The organism is Sphingomonas benefaciens, assembly GCF_052907485.1.
On the sequence record NZ_JBREIC010000005.1, the window covers coordinates 1 to 15,468 of the forward strand.

Sequence of the window (15,468 nt, forward strand, 5' to 3'; positions counted from 1 at the left end):
TCCCCATACGGGCCAGCAGCCGTGATGATGGCTGCATCAACAGGCCGGACACACGGAAGCACCTGAACCCGCGCGATCAAATCTTCCGAACACCCCCTTGTATCCGACGGGGCGTCCACACACGGTCGTTCGAGCGCGCTTGGTCGACTCTCCGAAGCTAACATTCACTCATCACCGTCAGGCGCCGAAATCTCCGTTGCAGAGATGGCAGCTGAACGGCCCCGAGTGGTAGATAGCGGACGCTCTTTCTGCGCCTGCTTAGCGCTCCTATCTGTTTGTCATGGCATTCGACCTTGGCCAGGCAATGCGGAAGAAGGAGGAGTTCGAGTCCGCTCGCCTGATGGATTTCGAATTTAGACGCCGCGCTCGCGCCACGCGATCGCTGGCGCGGCACTTTGGCTTTGATGCATCGGTCGCTGCTGAGCTCGTCTGCACTCTCCGCGAAGACGGGGCATCGGAACACTTGGCGGCACTGGCAGGGGTGTCCGTGGAGGTGGTGCGGGCTGAGTATGCACGGTGCGCTGGCGCCGCTCACGCATCGCTTGTCGAGGAAGGCGGGGATCCCGCGCCGCACCGGTTAGCCTGAGTTCCTTCACAGGCGTGCGCTGACCTCAGGTGAGGTGACTGCTAAGACCCACAAACAGACGTTCAGACCCTTCTTCCCGAGCCCCAGCTTCAGACGCTCGTTCATCTCCGCGCGGCGTCTGCTCTCAGCGGTGCCCTTGGGGTGGAAATAGGTTCTGTGAGTGCGGACCCGCGGAATCTATCGGCGCGACGCGGACGTTCCAACCCTCAATGTCCCAAAAGCGCTGCTGCCTTTGCGCCAACCAGCTCAGTGCCCCAGACCTGCTCACCGGGAACGTTTGTTGGTTTGTACCTTCATTGTTGATAGCAGCAACGCTGGGTAAACAGGTCAGTGAAGGAATGCGGGCGTGAGTCGAACGAGTGACCTTCACATCGATTTGATGAACCTTGAACAGACTTGGATCGAGTTCCTGGCCGACCTGTTCGCGCGGGACGGCTGGGAAGTGCTTGCTAGGGATGTCAGCACCGCCTCTCGCGGAGAGCCTGACGTGTCGATCATGCAGCGCGGGTCGCACGTGCTGGTCGAACTCAAGCTGATCCGCTCTGGTCTAGCTTCGCGTGCGCTCATCCACAACGCTACGTCAAATCTACTCGCGATGATGAAAGCCCGCGATGCTGAGCGGGGAATTCTGATCATCCCACAGCAGATCACGAGAGAGGCCCGGCGCGCCTTCGCTGACGTGTCCGGCGACAGGATCGAACTGTGGGATTTGGAGCTGCTGGTTCAGCACGTAACACGCTTCCCGAACTTGAGCCGGCGGTTTGCCGACCTACTGCGTGCCCTTCAGATCGGCGCTGAAAGCGCACCCAGCAACGCCACCACGGTCGCGATGCTCGAGGACGCCGGCCAAGAGCTGCCACCGCCAGGTGAAGGTGCGCGGATCGCCAGTGCGCTTAAGGCAATCAAGCCAGGCAACAAGGATGGTGCCGCCCAAAGTTTCGAAAAATTGTGCGAGGAGGCGCTCATTCTCCTGTTCGGAACCGAACTTCTCGGCTGGCGGCGCCAATCGGCAATGGAAAATGGCTATCAGCGGGTCGATTTGATCGCGCGCCTGCAACCTGTGCGGAGCGCATTTTGGACGACTTTGTCGGCCGATTTTCGCGCGCGCTATGTCGTCTTCGAGTTCAAGAACTACACCGACCCGATCGGGCAAGACCAAATCTACGCCACCGAACGTTATCTATACGCCACGGCACTGCGTTCGGTGGCAATCGTTATCGCGCGAAATGGCTATTCGGAAAACGCAAGCCGGACGATCCGCGGGGCACTTCGCGACCAGGGCAAGCTCATCCTGTGCCTTGATCTTGAAGAGTTTTGCAGCATGCTGCACGCATTTGACACCGGTGACGAATATGAAAAGCCGCTCTTCGCAAAGCGTGACGACTTGCTGATGTCGCTGGCGCGATGAGCTTTGGCATCTACCCCTCGCCCAATCATTGTGAGAGAGCGCATAGCGAGCAAAGTTCGGCTTAGGTCAAAGATCTGGATGTCGACGCCAGTGAGGAGGTCGCGAAAAGCTTCATCATCTATTTAGTTCGGCGAGCCATAATCACCGGATGGCAAACACGAGATCGCGGCGCAGCAAGCGCATCAGGGCACTCCGGCCCGTCTGTGAAGCATCGAAGACATGCTCAATGCCGTCTCAGGAGGTCCACCATGCGGTAGTCGGCTCTAACCTCGACGCCGATCTTCAAGCTCTATGCACCTCCTGTCACGTTGCCGGACACGCGCACAACAAGGCTCGCCATTGGATTTAGCCCAAAGGCGCGCTTATGACCCAATTAAGGACATCCGAATCGTCTCGGCTGCGACCCGGAAGCGGACGCTCGTTCAGGACGAGCGTTCCGGTCCGTCGTTGCCGATTAAGGAACGTCCGTTTACGGGAACCGAGATCCACCGGTCGAATTGCTGAACCTGGGGGGGCGGAACGGCGGCTTGCGGGAACGCCGATGGCGATAGCCGACATACCGTGGTACCATCTTTCCTGATAACGATAGATAAATGGGAATCGTCAGCGTGGGCGCACAACATCTAACTGCTCACGCAGCCAGCGGTGCGCCGGGTCCGCATCCGCCCGCGTATGCCACGCCGATGCCAGCGTGAACGCCGGCAGGGCCAAAGGAGGATCTGACATTGTCAGGTCGCGCCTGCTTGCCGTCAGCAGGATCCGCGGCAACGTCGCGACCAAGTCGCTCGTCGCGACGGCCTCGATCGCGAGAAGGTAGTTTTGAACGGATAACGCCACCCGCCGCGAGCGGCCTTGGACAGCAAGGGCGTGGTCGACCAAGCCATCGAACCCACCTCCATCGCCGGAAACGAGGACGTGATCGCGCGCGCAATAGCTGTCGAGATCACCGACAAATTGCTCACCCCCTTGCACCGCAGAGACGAACCGATCGCGCACCACAGTGCGCGTCTTCAGCCCAGGCATGCGTTCGAACTGTGCGGGAGCACCTAGTGCCAGATCGAGGCGGCCGCTCTCCAGGTCACCGAGCCGGGCCGGGTCGAACTGATGGAAGGCAATACGAACGGACGGTCCGGCCGCCGACCGCACTGCATCGACCAACGGCAAGCCGATGATCACCGCAGCATTATCGTTGGCCATGACCGCGAAGGTCCGCACGGCATTGCGTGGGTCAAAGCCATTGCTAACGATAGCCGTATCGAGATCCGCCAAGGTTCGCCGTGCGGCCTCCGCAAGCCGCCGTGCCCGGTCGGTCGCGATCAGCCCTCGCCTTCCGCTTGCCGACACCAGGATGGGATCGTCAAGGAGAGCGCGCAAGGTCGCGAGGCGTGCCGACATGCGAGGCTGGCTGATGCCAAGCCGCTTCGCCGCGCCTCCGACCCGGCCCTCCTCAATCAGCGTGACAAGGGATGGCAACAGCGGCAGAAGAGCATCGTTCATTCGGATAGCGAATACCATGCATTCGCGTGATCGCTATAGCTGATCGGTGTGTTGCAGCCCATTTATCGTGGACTGCCAACGGAGACTTCGACCATGCCGACCCCCGAAGATATCGCCAAAGCCTTCCATGCATCGCTGGTCAGCCGCGACTGGCCGGCGATGCGTGCCTTATTTCACGACGACGCCACTTGGACCTTGCCAGGAGACAATACGATCTCGGGTACAGCGGTGGGCGGCGACGCGGTTGTGGAGCGGGCGCGACTCATCGCGAGCTACGGCCTATCGTTCAAGCTGGAGAATATTCTGCTCAGCCGCGACAACATGGCGCTGGGCCTGCACAATACGGCTGAGCGCGACGGCATTCAGCTGGACGAAAAGCTCGCCACCGTCTGCCGCTTGCGCGACGGGCGTATAGCAGAAGTGGAAACCTTTCTGTCGGATGTGCCCGGCATGAACCGCTTCTTCGCACGGGCGTGTTAAAGGATAACAATGCCTCTTTTTACAAAGCTACAGAGAAAGCGGCTGCAATCTCATTTCGCTATCTGACGTTCCCATAACTGAACAGCCAGCGAGATGGTGCGGGCCTTCTCCAAATTGATGCGATTTCGGGAAAGCGGTATACCGACGCTGGCAGCTAGCGGCGGCAGGGGAGACGAGCGGCAATGGCGGCACATTAACCGCCCCCCCCCTTGGTTCATCGGACCTAAACCCCGACCAAACTAGCGCGCTGCGAGGCAAGGAAGTTCGCGAGGTCATTTCCCGCTCGCCCGGTAATCTGCCGGACTTCCATAGTGGTCCGATCCTCCGCACCATTTGCGATAGCCTCGTCTATACCGGCAAGCAGGGATGCGTAATGGTGCGGAATGCCGAAGCCGGCATAGCGGGCAGCCAGTTCCTCCACCGAGAGGCGGCAGTGACGCACAGGGCGGCCGCTCGCCTCGGTAATTGCTTTCGCCACCTCGTCATAGGTCAATGCTTCCGGCCCGGTCAGCACATGATCGTCGGAAGCAAGCGTCGGATTGGTCAGAGCCTCGACCGCTACGGCGGCAATGTCGGCCGCGTCGATGAACGGTACTCGGCCGTCTCGGGTCGCGGAATATATGCATCCTTCGTTGATGATCGAAGGCAGATGCTGGGTCGTGAAGTTCTGCATGAACCAGCTTGGACGCAGCACCGTCCAGCGCGGAGCATGCGCGTGGAGCCAGGCATGGACTTCGCCCATCATTGGGCCACCCTCAGCCAGCGACGAAGCGCTCAACAGCACCAGCCGTCCCGGCACCCGCGCCACTGCCTGATCCAGGAACGGACGCATGACGGGTAGCTGCTCCGTCCGATCGGTCGGCGCGACGAGGTAGACTGAAGTCACGCCATCAAGAGCCAGCCCATGGGTGGTCGCATCGTCCCAGTCGAACCGGACCTGATCGGCCGACGCCGGGTGCCGCGTTGCGGTGCGCGCGTCCACCCCGCGAACGGCAAGCTGTTCCGCAACCAGCCGGCCCGTCTTGCCGGTGCCGCCGGTGACCAGAACCCGATCACTCATGGCCGGCATCTCCGGCAACGAGCGCATCGATGAGGGCTGCGCCTTTCGTCGCCCGAAGCACGACGAGCGGGTTCCAGTAATCGCGATAGTGGACGATGCGCCCGCCTCCCGTGCGTATCACCGAAACATACCTCTGGTCATAAGGCTCGCCGCTCGCCACGCTGCGCCCGAAGCCCTCGAACTCGATTATGACCACATTGGGATCGGTCGATGGGTGAACGGTTGGCTCGCCCATGCGGTCGAAGGCGATGACGTCGCTAAGCCCTTCCAAATGTCGGGCAACGGCGGCCCGACCATCGAGTCGGGTGGGGGAGCCGGGTGACGAAAAGGGGAACTCCATCACCCCGTCATCGGCTACCATGTCTACGAAGGTGCTGGCATTCGCATCAATGCGATCACCCAGCGCCTTGCGCAGCATGGTCGAGAAGCTTTCAACACTGTCGGTCATGAACTATCCCTATTCGGCGGAACGGTTGCGTTCCGTCCAGAGATAGGGGTTTTCCGATGGAACGCAACCGTTCCGACGAAAGTGATGGCTCGGTTCGATCGCTAAGCGGCGCCGCGATCATGCGTGCCGACGTGACTGAGGCGCTGACGCGGGCCTTCTTTCATGAGTGGGCGCGTGCCGGTTATTCGGGGCTCAGCCTGGAGCGCGTCGCACGATCGGCGGGTGTCGGTAAGGCCGCCCTGTACCGGCGATGGCCCGAGAAAGCGGTCATGGCCAGCGACCTGCTGTCCCGCATCGGCCTGACGATCACCGACGTAGGAGAGCAAGAATCGCTCGAGGTTGACCTGAGAGCGATGCTGTTCGCCATTCGCAGGGTGCTTCGCCATCCTCTGGTTAGGCGCATCCTCACGGACCTTCACGCGGAAATCCAACGGACCCCGGCGCTGGAACACGCGATACGGCCGTTCCAACGGGCGCGGCGCGAGCGGATCGATGCGCTGATCGACCGCGCAATCAACCGAGGGGAGTTATCGCCCGTGCTTGACCGCGAAACGGCGGCCGATCTCATCGCAGCGCCGCTCTACTGGCGCTTGGCGGTTCTAGGCGGACGATCAGACCGGAAGCATGTCGAGCGCCTTGCTCGAATGCTAGCCGCCGCCCTTCGCACAGATCAGTAATGTGACTTCCCATAAAGGAAGGTGACGTGAGAAAAAGACCGCGCCGGTTGTACTCACAGGCGTGTGGAGCACCCGCCTTCCCAAAACCCGTTCCCGAATGCACTTTCTCGAAACAGCTAGATGGAGACGGGAAATGGGAAGCCGCAAGCCTCCCGAAGCAGCAAGTTTCGGAAAAGCGCCTGGCATTGATATTGGCCGAAATGGCCATGCGGCGGTCAGCCACTCCGCGGCTGGGGAGACCCATAAATGGTCATTCGCGCGATCTTCGTCGCTTCTCAACTTCAGACATTCATTCATGTACGTAGCAGGAGTCGTGCAGCCGCATGAGCGCGGGCCGAGCGGTCGTCAGCTGTCCCAATTGGATGATATAATGGGAAAATCCGCTTCTGGCGGAAACGGACATTTGCGAGATCGCATGATCGAGGCCCGCTAAGGTCAGAAGCAGACCCGTGCCGAACGGATCAGGCAGGAAAATGAATTCCGCACAGTTTGTTACCGTCGGGGTCACGAAAATAGGCCAGTTCGATGGTGCCCATGGAAGCAGTTTCGCGCGGTCCGGGCGGAGCTTCGATCGAGGTTCCGCCAGCGGCGACGGCGGTGTCGTGAAGCTGCTTCACCTGCTCGGGGGAGTCGCAGGAAAATGCAACGGTGCTGCCGTTGGCGACGCTTGCCGGTTCGTCGTTGATCGGCTGGCTGACGATGAAGTTAGTCCCGTTGCCATTGTTGTAAATCAGACGTGTATGGCCGCTGTCGGCGATGTTCCGCGTCCCTTCCGCTGCACCCAAGGTGCCGAGCACCGTGTCGTAGAAGCGTTTGGACCGTTCAATGTCGTTCGATCCGACCATGGTGTGAAACAGCACTCGTACTCTCCTAAAGCCTGATCGACTGCCGATCGCGATTAACGGTCTAACCTAACCGGCATATAACCCGCACCGGCATATAGCCCGCAGGCACCCTTAGGCCCTCAAAAAGCCCGCCACCACGTTAAAACGGACATTCCCAGAATCGAACAACCAGTGAGACGGCCTGCGCTGTCTCGTATGGGATGGGTTTTCCGAAAACCGTCACCGAAGGCAGGTGTCTCGGAAGGCCTTCGGCGAACGCCTCATGCAGCCATCTGATGGAGCGAAGCGATCACGCGATCCTGCCGGTAGGGCTTGGGAAAGAACACCGTTTCCGCCGACATGACGGTCCGCGGTGGCAATGGCTTTCCCGACGTGATGATGATCTTGATGGGTGGCCAGCGGTCGCGGATGCACGCGGCCAGCTTTATGCCGTCCAGGCCGCCCGGCATGTCGATGTCGGTGAAGACGATCCTGATGTCCGGCCTGCTCTCCAGTATCGCGATGGCCTCAGCGGCGTTCGCCGCTTCCAGCGGTTCAAAGCCAGCGTCCTCGACCACCTGTACCGCGAACAGCCGCAGCAGTGGCTCGTCCTCGACAACGAGGACGATCGGCACGGGTTCGTGAGAAGCGATTGTCATAGATTCCTGCTACGCCTGGGCCAAGTGTTCGACGGAGGCCCGCAGGTCAGCCTCGAAACCGTCGGGTTCATAACGGAGCTCGGTGCCCCCCGTTCCGGCCAGACCAAGCCGTATCAGCCTGGAACCGAAACCTTTTCGGCTCGGCGCGACAACAGGCGGTCCGCCGCGCTCGCGCCAACGGACGATCAGGTCGTTGCCCTCGATGGCCCAAGTCAGTTCGACGTGACCACCCTCCACGCAGAGAGCGCCATATTTGCACGCATTCGTCATCAGCTCGTGAACGACGAGCGAGAAGGACAGCGCGGCCCGCGCGCCAAGCGGCACCGATTGGCCATCCAGAGTCATCCGCTCACCGAACCCGACCGTCTCGACCACGGCCTTGGCTACAGTCCGCAGGTCCGCGTCCTTCCAGCTCTTTTGAAGCAAGACGTCGTGCGCCGCGCTCAGCGCGACTAGTCGGCGTTCGAAACTCTCCACCGGCTCGCGCTCGGATACGGTTCGCAGCGTCTGGCTGGCGATCGCCTGGACCATCGACAGCATGTTCTTGAGCCGGTGGTTGATCTCGCCATTAAGGACGCTTTGCTGCTGTTCGGCCCGCAGGCGGGCGACGCCTGCTTCCAGACGATCCGCGACACTGCGCAGGAACATCAGCTCGTCGGGTGTCCAGGTCCGGGGCCGCGATGCGTTGACGATGAAAATGGCAACCGTTCGTCCGCGTTCCCGCACCGGCATGTTGACCAGCGCGCCGATGTCGAGCGCGTGCATTGCCGCGGTATGGTTCGACGTGCGGTAGTCCGTCGCGACGTCGTCGATCACCAGCGGGTCGCCAGCCACCAGATCGGCGCGGAGTGCGCCGTAATCCTCGAAGCGGTGCCGCCCGGCAATGCTGGCGACGCCTGGCGCCGTCCAGTCGGCCTCCACATCGACGATCTCAACGTCGGGATCGACCAGGCCGAAACTCGCCCGCTGCACGCCAAGGACGCGACCGACGATGGCCGCCGCTGCGGAGGTCATCTCGACTGCCTCCTCACTGGCGCGGATGCGCTCACCAATTCCGATCAGCGCGGTTTGCATCTCCAACAGCCGCGCGCTGACCTGTGCGGCACGCCGAAGTTCGAGCTGATCGGAAACCTGACGGCCGAGTGCGCGCAACAGCGTCGCCTGTTCCTGGGTAAGGCCTTCAGGCCGCGGCTTCGTGTCGATTACGCAGAGTCGGCCGACAACGACCCCTGAGCGGAGGAAGAGTGGTGCGCCGGCATAGAAGCGGAACGCCCGCTCGCCCGAGACCAGCGGGTTTGCCGCGGTGCGGGGATCGCGCGTCAGGTCGGGAATGACCAGAATTTCAGCTTCGTCCACGTCGATCTGACATACCGACTGGGCGATCTCCGTCTGACATACGTCGAGACCCACACGCGCCTTGAACCACTGGCGATCGTCATCGAGCAGGCTGACGAGTGCGATCGGCGTGTCGCAGGTACGCGACGCGATGAACACGATGTCGTCGAACGCCTGCTCTTCAGGCGTGTCGAGTACCGCCAACTCCTTCAGCGCGTCCGCACGGCGCGCAGCCTGACTTTGCGACAACACCCCGCCCTTCCAATAGTCTGGCCGTCCCCCCGGACTGCCGATCCCGGGCAGCCTTAACCGTATTCACGGCGCTGAGATACGGCTGATTGATAAGTGAATGGGCTCGGCGGTAAGAGCAGCAACCCGACGTTTCACAAAACGAACCCACGACGGGAAAGCCTGGCCACCGATCGTGCTGAGGGGCACCCGCGGGGTCAGCTTCCCAAAACCTGTTTCCGATCAATGTTTTCCCAATTTGGCTGTCTTAAGCCGGAGAAAAGGGAAAGACGCGACCTCCCCCGGCGGGCGCGTTCCGGGGCTGCGGTACGCACCGCAAGTGGGCGAAGCCGACCATACTGCACTGGACGCTCGGCGACGGAGGAGACCCACAACCGGCCGTTAGAGGCTGCCCACCTTGTTCTCAACATCCGCCATTTGTTCATCAAGGAAGCGCAGGCCGCTTGTGCTCGCCCGAGGCCAACGAAGCGCGGAAAATGGAGGACGACGGACTTGCGAATCGGACCAGGATGAACCGCTGGGTCTTGACCCGAGCTTCGCCTGCGTCAGCTTGACCCTCTCAGGAGGGACGAACCGGAAGGCCCTTCGAGGTCGCGCTCAGTTTTTGGCCAAAGTCTTCAGCTATCAGGTCGACAGAGGCAAGCCGTCGTGGGTCGAGTAGCGTGCATCGTCCGACTTCTTATTGGTGCTCGCAGTTCTAGCACTGCCATTCCTTCTTTCCCCTTGTTGATCCGCATATTCCGCTTTGGGCGAATTGGACGAGGGCAAAGATGTTCGAAAGAGTACTACGGCCTCCGCAATCTGAGCATCGCATGACCGACGAAAGGCGCCCCGCCTCAGTACCTTTCTCTCCCGGAGATCCGGCGGACCTGATCCGCCGTAAGCTCCGGTTCGAAGCGGAGGCCGGCATGAACACCCTGCACCCAAATCACACGCGCCCGGTATGGTTCGGCAGAAAGGTATAGGTCAGCTGGCCGACCGACCTGCTGCGCTTCCGCTGTATGAACCCGGGCGCCGCGGGCAGACACGTTGAGCACGTGCGCGCGAAGGGATACCCCATCAACAACCAACTGCGCCGGACTAAAGACCTTGGTCCGCCGCACCTCACGTTGATCGTCGGCAGCGTTGCCTACGGGTGGTGGGGCGCCACGCACCACAGGCTTACGGCTTCAGCTTTTTAAGGATGTCATCGGAAGCCTTAGTAGCGTCCTTGGCTGCTTTCGCTGCGGCGTCGGCGGCGGCTTTCGCTATATCTTCCGCTGCCTTCTGAGCCGCCTTGGCGGCATCTTCCTGCTGCTTTGCAGCGTCCGCCGCGGCTTTGGCTGCGTCTTTGGCAGCATCCTTGGCGGCCTTTTCAGCATCCTTGGCTGCCTTGTCCTTTGCAAGTTTGTCCGCTTCGTCAGCGGCCTTCGCAGCGTCGCTTGCCGCCTTTTGGGCATCTGCGTCTGATGCCGCCTTCGCTGCATCCTTGGCTGCTTTGTCGGCTGCGGCTTGGGCAGCCTGGTCAGCAGCGCGATTTGCGGCCGCGGCAGCATCCTGCGCGGTTTTGGCAACCTGCGCGGCCGCAGCCCTCGAGGCGTCGTCTGCTGCCGCCTTGGCTGCATCTTGAGCCGCTTTGGCGGCGCGTGCCGCATCGGCGTCGGCAGCGGCCTGGGCTGCACTTTTAGCTAAGGCATCGGCCTGGGCTTGCGCGGCCGCTGCAGCCGCTGCTGCTGCGTCCTTCGCAGCCTTGTCGCTATCGCTAGCTGCGGCTGCGGTGGCAGCGTCCTTCGCGGCCTTGTCCGCAGCAGCCTGTGCGGCGTCGGCGGCAGCGCGCGCGGCAGCGGCCGCAGCGTCACGTTCGGTTTGCGCGACCTGGGCCGCAGCCGCTTTTGCGGCATTGTCCGCGGCGGCCTGCGCTAATGCCTTTGCGGCGTCCTCGGCTGCTTTGGCGGCGCGGGCAGCCTCTGCCTGAGCCTGGGCCTGAATGGCGGCTTTGGCAGCCGCGTCAGCTTCGGCCTTTGCCGCGGCGGCTGCCGCGTCAGCTGCAGCCTTAGCGGCCGCATTGGCCTGTGCGGCTGCGGCGGCCTTTGCCGCGTCGCTGCGAGCCTTGTCTGCTGCGGCCTCGTTTGCTGCGTCAGCCGCTCGCTGGGCCGCGGCGGCGGCATCGAGATTGGATTGCTCGGCGGCTCGCTTTGCGTCGGCTGCCGCGGCGGCAGTTTCCGCCTGCTTCGCCGCTGCGGCAGTGGCCTCCTGTTGCTTTGTAGCGGCAACCGCCGTTGCTTCGGCAACTTCCACAGCCTTTGTCGTCGCGACAGTAGCCTCCGTGGCGATCTTGGTTGCGGTTGCGACCTCAGCAATATCCGCGGATCGACCAAGCTCGCCTGAAATTAGACCCGCGGTCGTCTTGCTCAGCGAAACCGGAGCTTCGTAGATCGCGGTGGTAATTCCCACGGTTGCGACGACTGGCGTTGCGGCCCCGACCGCCGGTGCGGCAGATGCGCCTCCCGGCTCACCGCTCGATGCCTCAGTTCCCGGAGGAGCAGTAATTACCGGTCCGGCGGTGCTGCCGAACGCGGGCTTCGCCGGCGATTCGATCGTTCGCCGGGCGCCGGCGGATTGGATTTGCAGCTGGAAGACATTGGCCGAGCCGACCTGTGCCACCGAACCGGGGCGCAGCAGGTCGTGTGCGCCGCCATCACCGGTCGCGACGTCGACAGCGCCTTCGAGCACCTGCACCGATGATCCCTGTGAGTTGACGCCGACAGAGAAGGTCGTGCCCTTCACGACCGCGGCTAGGTAGGGCGTTTTCACCTCGAAATGGGGTGTTAGCTTCTTCTTGATCATGAAGACGACGTTGCCGAAGTCCTGCACCACCTGGGTCAGCCCTGTTGCCTGCACCTCAACGGGCAGGCGCAGCTGCGAGGCGGGGGCAACCATCATGAACTCGCTACCGCGCACCAGCACCGCGCGGGCGCCTGTTCCGGTAGTGACGACATCGCCAGCAGCGACGGCGGTGCCGCGCGTCGCCACCTTGGTGATGCCAGCATGGGCGATACGGACAGGTCCGCTCGCCTCACTGATCGTCCAGCCCGGCTCTCCGGCCAATGCCATGGTGGAGCAACCGGCGGCAAGCAACGCCAGCGTGCGCTTCAGCATTCAATCCCCTTTTCAGTTCGCCGTCCCTACCGCGAACCGAAATTTTTCTGCATGCCAACTACTTAGGGGCTGGTTCACTCGCATGGTTAACAAAGCGTATTCGCTCTCATATTAGGCAGGTTGTGTGCTCGCCAAGGCAATCAGGAATGTTTAGATGCGGGGAGGGTCCACCGCGCGGAGTGTCCGTCTCAGCATAGAATGCCGGCAGCGTATGATGCCAGTTCGGCGGCATCGACGCATTCTATCTCGCCGGTGTTCTCAATTCGACAGACCCAGTCATGAAGGCGAGCGGATAGATCACTCGCTCTTCAAGCCGCATTCGGTCGCCGGCCCTAAGGAGCGCATCAGTTGTGGCGAACACGAACTCCCCCCACCTCTCTTCAATCCTGGCCTCATCCCAGCCGTCAAGATATCGCCCCCAATCGCCATCCATTTCCTCTATCAACTGATTGATGCGCTTTTCTAAAGGCACTCCGGCAGCCTCCCGTCTCCGTTGGAGAGGCCCGTAAACGCAGCGGCGCTCCGTCAGTCGATGTTGTAGAATTAGCGTCTTGAATTCCATCAACTGGCGTGCAGCTTCTGCCGCATTGGGCGCCTGGCGGGTGAGTTCAAGTAGCGCGACACGCCGAGCGTCAAGCGCCTCATGCTCCGACAACAATTGTTCCAAGCTGTCCTTCTTGCGCAACTGGACGATTTCGGCCTCGCCACCGCCGCCTGATGTCAAGAAATTGATCAACGCCGTAATCGCTGACCGATGGGATCGCGATGGAATGTCGTTCGTCGCTGAACTCAATGCGGCGCGCGCCTCGTCCAAGTGGATGCTCACGAGCCCAAGCTCCATCTCATCCGCAAGACTTATGGCGCTATCGATCATCCTTGCGAGCTCGTCTTCTCGGTAACTCACATCCAAGCTCCACGCTCAGTTAGCGACGCTCCCACGACCCCTACCACCTACGAACGTGGGCGCCACAGGAAAGCAAAATTTTAGCATCCACCTTGTTCGGAGACCTAGTTAGCGACCGCAGGGGTCGGCACGCGCGAAAGCGGCCGCCCTGCCCTGCTACCACTAGAAGCCAAAGACCGCCGTCCAGAGCACCTTGCCCCTTCCCCAACTTCGGAAGCTAGTTCATATTCGGCCTGACCGGCGTGGGCCGCATCGCCTCCATCCGAATCTCGGGATAACTTTGCACGCAGAGGGCGACGAACGACCTTACTGCGCCGCTAGCTATTGCCGTCCATCATAACTTAGTCGCTGAGTAGCGGCGATGGCGTTGCTTGCTTCACATGATCTGACGGTTTTACAACGGACGGCATAAAAACGGTTTGTCAGGGCATAGTGAACCGCCCCAGGTTTGCCGGAGGCCATGGGTTGTGAGTTACGCTGCCATATCGATGATGTCCGCGGCAGCATAATATTGCTCTTCGGCTTCGGCAGGCGGGATATTGCCGATGGGCTCCAGCAGCCGGCGATGGTTGAACCAGTCGACCCATTCGAGCGTGGCGTATTCGACGGCTTCAAAGCTGCGCCACGGTCCACGCCTGTGGATCACCTCGGCCTTGTAGAGGCCGTTGATCGTCTCGGCCAAAGCGTTGTCGTAGCTGTCTCCGACGCTGCCAACCGATGGCTCTATCCCGGCTTCGGCGAGGCGCTCGGTGTACTTGATGGACACGTATTGCGACCCCCGGTCGCTGTGATGGATGAGACCGCCCCGGTGGGCCGGCCGGCGATCATGGAGAGCCTGCTCCAGGGCATCGAGGACGAAGCTGGCATGCGCCGTTCTGCTCGCCCGCCACCCCACGATCCGTCTGGCGTAGGTGTCTATGACGAAGGCGACGTAGACGAAGCCCGCCCAGGTCGCGACGTAGGCGTGATGAAGGCGCGCGAGCATATAGACGCGTTTCTCGCACGCGCGCTGCGGAGCGCGCCCGCCTTGGCCATGCTGCGCAAGAGCAGGACCGACCGGACGAACGCAAAGACCGATCTTGCGGCGCTCGAGGCCTGGTGCGCGGCCGTGCTCGTCCGAGCCGAAGCTGTTCGGCTTCCACCGAGGCGCAGGCGTCAGGCGGACGCCACCTTCGGTCGCGAGATCGCCATGCTCAGTTCCGCCACAGATGGACCTAAGCGCGTCGCCGCCGAGCTCGCTAAAGCCGGAATAGTCCTCGTCATCCTCGAGCACCTGCCGGGCACCTTCCTTGACGGCGCCGCGATTTGTCGCGGCGATGGCGCACCCGTGATCGCGCTCACGCTACGCCACGACCGCATCGACAACTTCTGGTTCACGCTTCTACATGAACTCGCGCACGCCATCCTACACCTAGGGCCTGGCACCTCGATGATCCTTGACGATCTCGACGTAAACAGCTCTGGCGGGATAGAGGCGGAGGCCGACGCTTTCGCCCGCGACGCGCTCGTGCCTCCGAACGTCTGGGCGAACTTCAATAGCCCCAAGCCAACCACGGAGGCGCTCTTTACCGCCGCCACCGAGGCGGGCGTCCATCCCGCCATCATTGCGGGCCGCTGGCGCTGGGAGCACGGCGATTACAAGCGCTTCTCGCGCCTTCTTGGACGTGGGGAAATCAAGTCGCTCTTGAGCAGCTGAGCTTTGCAGAAACGGCGGTGGCGCAGAGCCTCGCGGTTGGAGGGCAGACAACTTTCCACCCGTGATAAGGCTACGGTGTCGCAACCGGAGTGTTGTGATTCTGCCGTTGACGCACAGGTTAGTGCTGGTTTCGAAGTGGCAAAAGGGCGCGTCATAAGTCCGCTCACGGTTCGCTGGTCGTCCCGGTCACGCCCCCTCCGCTATCGCCTGAACGAACGTCCGCTTTCTCGCGGCGCTCGCCCGAAAGCGGACAGGCCGCTTACCACCAAAAGCAGCCTCCCACCACTCATGACATTTGCCGCATAATGACATGAGTGGCGATGACCGCTCGTGATCGGAAGCGGCTCGTCCGCTTCCGGGTGCCGGTCGCAAAAAGCAGACATTCGTTCGTTCAGCGGGGTAGCGGCACTAATTGTCCTCGGATGGTGGAAAGCAGCCTGACCGTTTTCAAGCACCAGGGCGACGTAAGCAGCCGTTCATTCAGACGTCGCAGATCGGCCGCTTTGC

The 15,468-nt window shown here is 61.8% G+C and carries 14 protein-coding genes and 1 pseudogene; 5 read left to right on the top strand and 10 right to left on the bottom strand.

Annotated elements, in window-relative coordinates; translation table 11 throughout:
* Positions 1 to 280: 280 nt before the first annotated feature.
* Together ACU5AX_RS15100 and ACU5AX_RS15105 are read left to right on the top strand one after the other, a co-directional pair.
* Positions 281 to 586 (top strand): hypothetical protein, encoded by a 306-nt coding sequence (locus ACU5AX_RS15100; RefSeq protein ID WP_446691639.1) that lies wholly within the window; start codon positions 281 to 283, stop codon positions 584 to 586.
* Positions 587 to 965: 379 nt separating this feature from the next.
* The gene (locus tag ACU5AX_RS15105) at positions 966 to 1,994 is read left to right on the top strand and encodes a restriction endonuclease (RefSeq protein WP_446691640.1); all 1,029 of its coding nucleotides are present in this window, start codon (positions 966 to 968) and stop codon (positions 1,992 to 1,994) included.
* A gap of 603 nt (positions 1,995 to 2,597) precedes the next feature.
* Here the strand turns inward: ACU5AX_RS15105 and ACU5AX_RS15110 are convergent.
* Entirely contained in the window at positions 2,598 to 3,509 is a 912-nt protein-coding gene (locus tag ACU5AX_RS15110; protein WP_446691641.1) for a LysR family transcriptional regulator, read from the bottom strand.
* 75 nt (positions 3,510 to 3,584) lie between these two features.
* Here ACU5AX_RS15110 and ACU5AX_RS15115 point away from each other — a divergent pair, with 75 nt between their 5' ends.
* On the top strand, positions 3,585 to 3,971 hold the full coding sequence (locus ACU5AX_RS15115; protein ID WP_446691642.1) for a nuclear transport factor 2 family protein: 387 nt from the start codon (positions 3,585 to 3,587) through the stop codon (positions 3,969 to 3,971).
* 223 nt (positions 3,972 to 4,194) lie between these two features.
* On the opposite strand, the gene ACU5AX_RS15120 is transcribed toward ACU5AX_RS15115, so the two are convergent.
* Together ACU5AX_RS15120 and ACU5AX_RS15125 are read right to left on the bottom strand one after the other, a co-directional pair.
* Positions 4,195 to 5,058, bottom strand: coding sequence for an NmrA family NAD(P)-binding protein (locus ACU5AX_RS15120; RefSeq protein WP_446691643.1), 864 nt, complete (start codon positions 5,056 to 5,058; stop codon positions 4,195 to 4,197).
* Positions 5,024 to 5,479, bottom strand: coding sequence for a nuclear transport factor 2 family protein (locus ACU5AX_RS15125; RefSeq protein ID WP_446691644.1), 456 nt, complete (start codon positions 5,477 to 5,479; stop codon positions 5,024 to 5,026). Before ACU5AX_RS15125 ends, ACU5AX_RS15120 begins: the two co-directional genes overlap by 35 nt.
* 56 nt (positions 5,480 to 5,535) lie before the next feature.
* Between ACU5AX_RS15125 and ACU5AX_RS15130 the strand changes: the two genes are divergently transcribed.
* Positions 5,536 to 6,156, top strand: coding sequence for a TetR/AcrR family transcriptional regulator (locus tag ACU5AX_RS15130; RefSeq protein ID WP_446691645.1), 621 nt, complete (start codon positions 5,536 to 5,538; stop codon positions 6,154 to 6,156).
* Positions 6,157 to 6,617: 461 nt separating this feature from the next.
* Here the strand turns inward: ACU5AX_RS15130 and ACU5AX_RS15135 are convergent, their stop codons facing one another.
* The 7 genes and pseudogenes from ACU5AX_RS15135 to ACU5AX_RS15165 all read right to left on the bottom strand — a co-directional run.
* Positions 6,618 to 7,016, bottom strand: a complete 399-nt coding sequence (locus ACU5AX_RS15135) for a VOC family protein (protein ID WP_446691646.1) — start codon at positions 7,014 to 7,016, stop codon at positions 6,618 to 6,620.
* Between the two features lie 245 nt (positions 7,017 to 7,261).
* Positions 7,262 to 7,639 carry a response regulator gene (locus tag ACU5AX_RS15140; RefSeq protein ID WP_446691647.1) on the bottom strand — a complete coding sequence of 126 codons (378 nt, stop codon included), beginning with the start codon at positions 7,637 to 7,639 and terminating at the stop codon, positions 7,262 to 7,264.
* Positions 7,640 to 7,648: 9 nt separating this feature from the next.
* Complete coding sequence (locus tag ACU5AX_RS15145; protein ID WP_446691648.1) at positions 7,649 to 9,178, bottom strand: sensor histidine kinase; 1,530 nt, start codon at positions 9,176 to 9,178, stop codon at positions 7,649 to 7,651.
* An 881-nt stretch (positions 9,179 to 10,059) separates the two neighbouring features.
* Entirely contained in the window at positions 10,060 to 10,380 is a 321-nt protein-coding gene (locus ACU5AX_RS15150) for a PilZ domain-containing protein (RefSeq protein ID WP_446691649.1), read from the bottom strand.
* 4 nt (positions 10,381 to 10,384) lie between these two features.
* Positions 10,385 to 12,361 carry a FecR domain-containing protein gene (locus tag ACU5AX_RS15155; protein WP_446691650.1) on the bottom strand — a complete coding sequence of 659 codons (1,977 nt, stop codon included), beginning with the start codon at positions 12,359 to 12,361 and terminating at the stop codon, positions 10,385 to 10,387.
* Positions 12,362 to 12,602: 241 nt separating this feature from the next.
* Entirely contained in the window at positions 12,603 to 13,235 is a 633-nt protein-coding gene (locus tag ACU5AX_RS15160) for a hypothetical protein (protein WP_446691651.1), read from the bottom strand.
* A gap of 502 nt (positions 13,236 to 13,737) precedes the next feature.
* Positions 13,738 to 14,226 (bottom strand): annotated as a pseudogene (locus ACU5AX_RS15165) (IS3 family transposase); the annotation flags it as partial.
* Positions 14,227 to 14,232: 6 nt separating this feature from the next.
* Between ACU5AX_RS15165 and ACU5AX_RS15170 the strand changes: the two are divergent.
* Positions 14,233 to 14,961, top strand: a complete 729-nt coding sequence (locus ACU5AX_RS15170; RefSeq protein WP_446691652.1) for an ImmA/IrrE family metallo-endopeptidase — start codon at positions 14,233 to 14,235, stop codon at positions 14,959 to 14,961.
* Positions 14,962 to 15,468 lie beyond the last annotated feature (507 nt).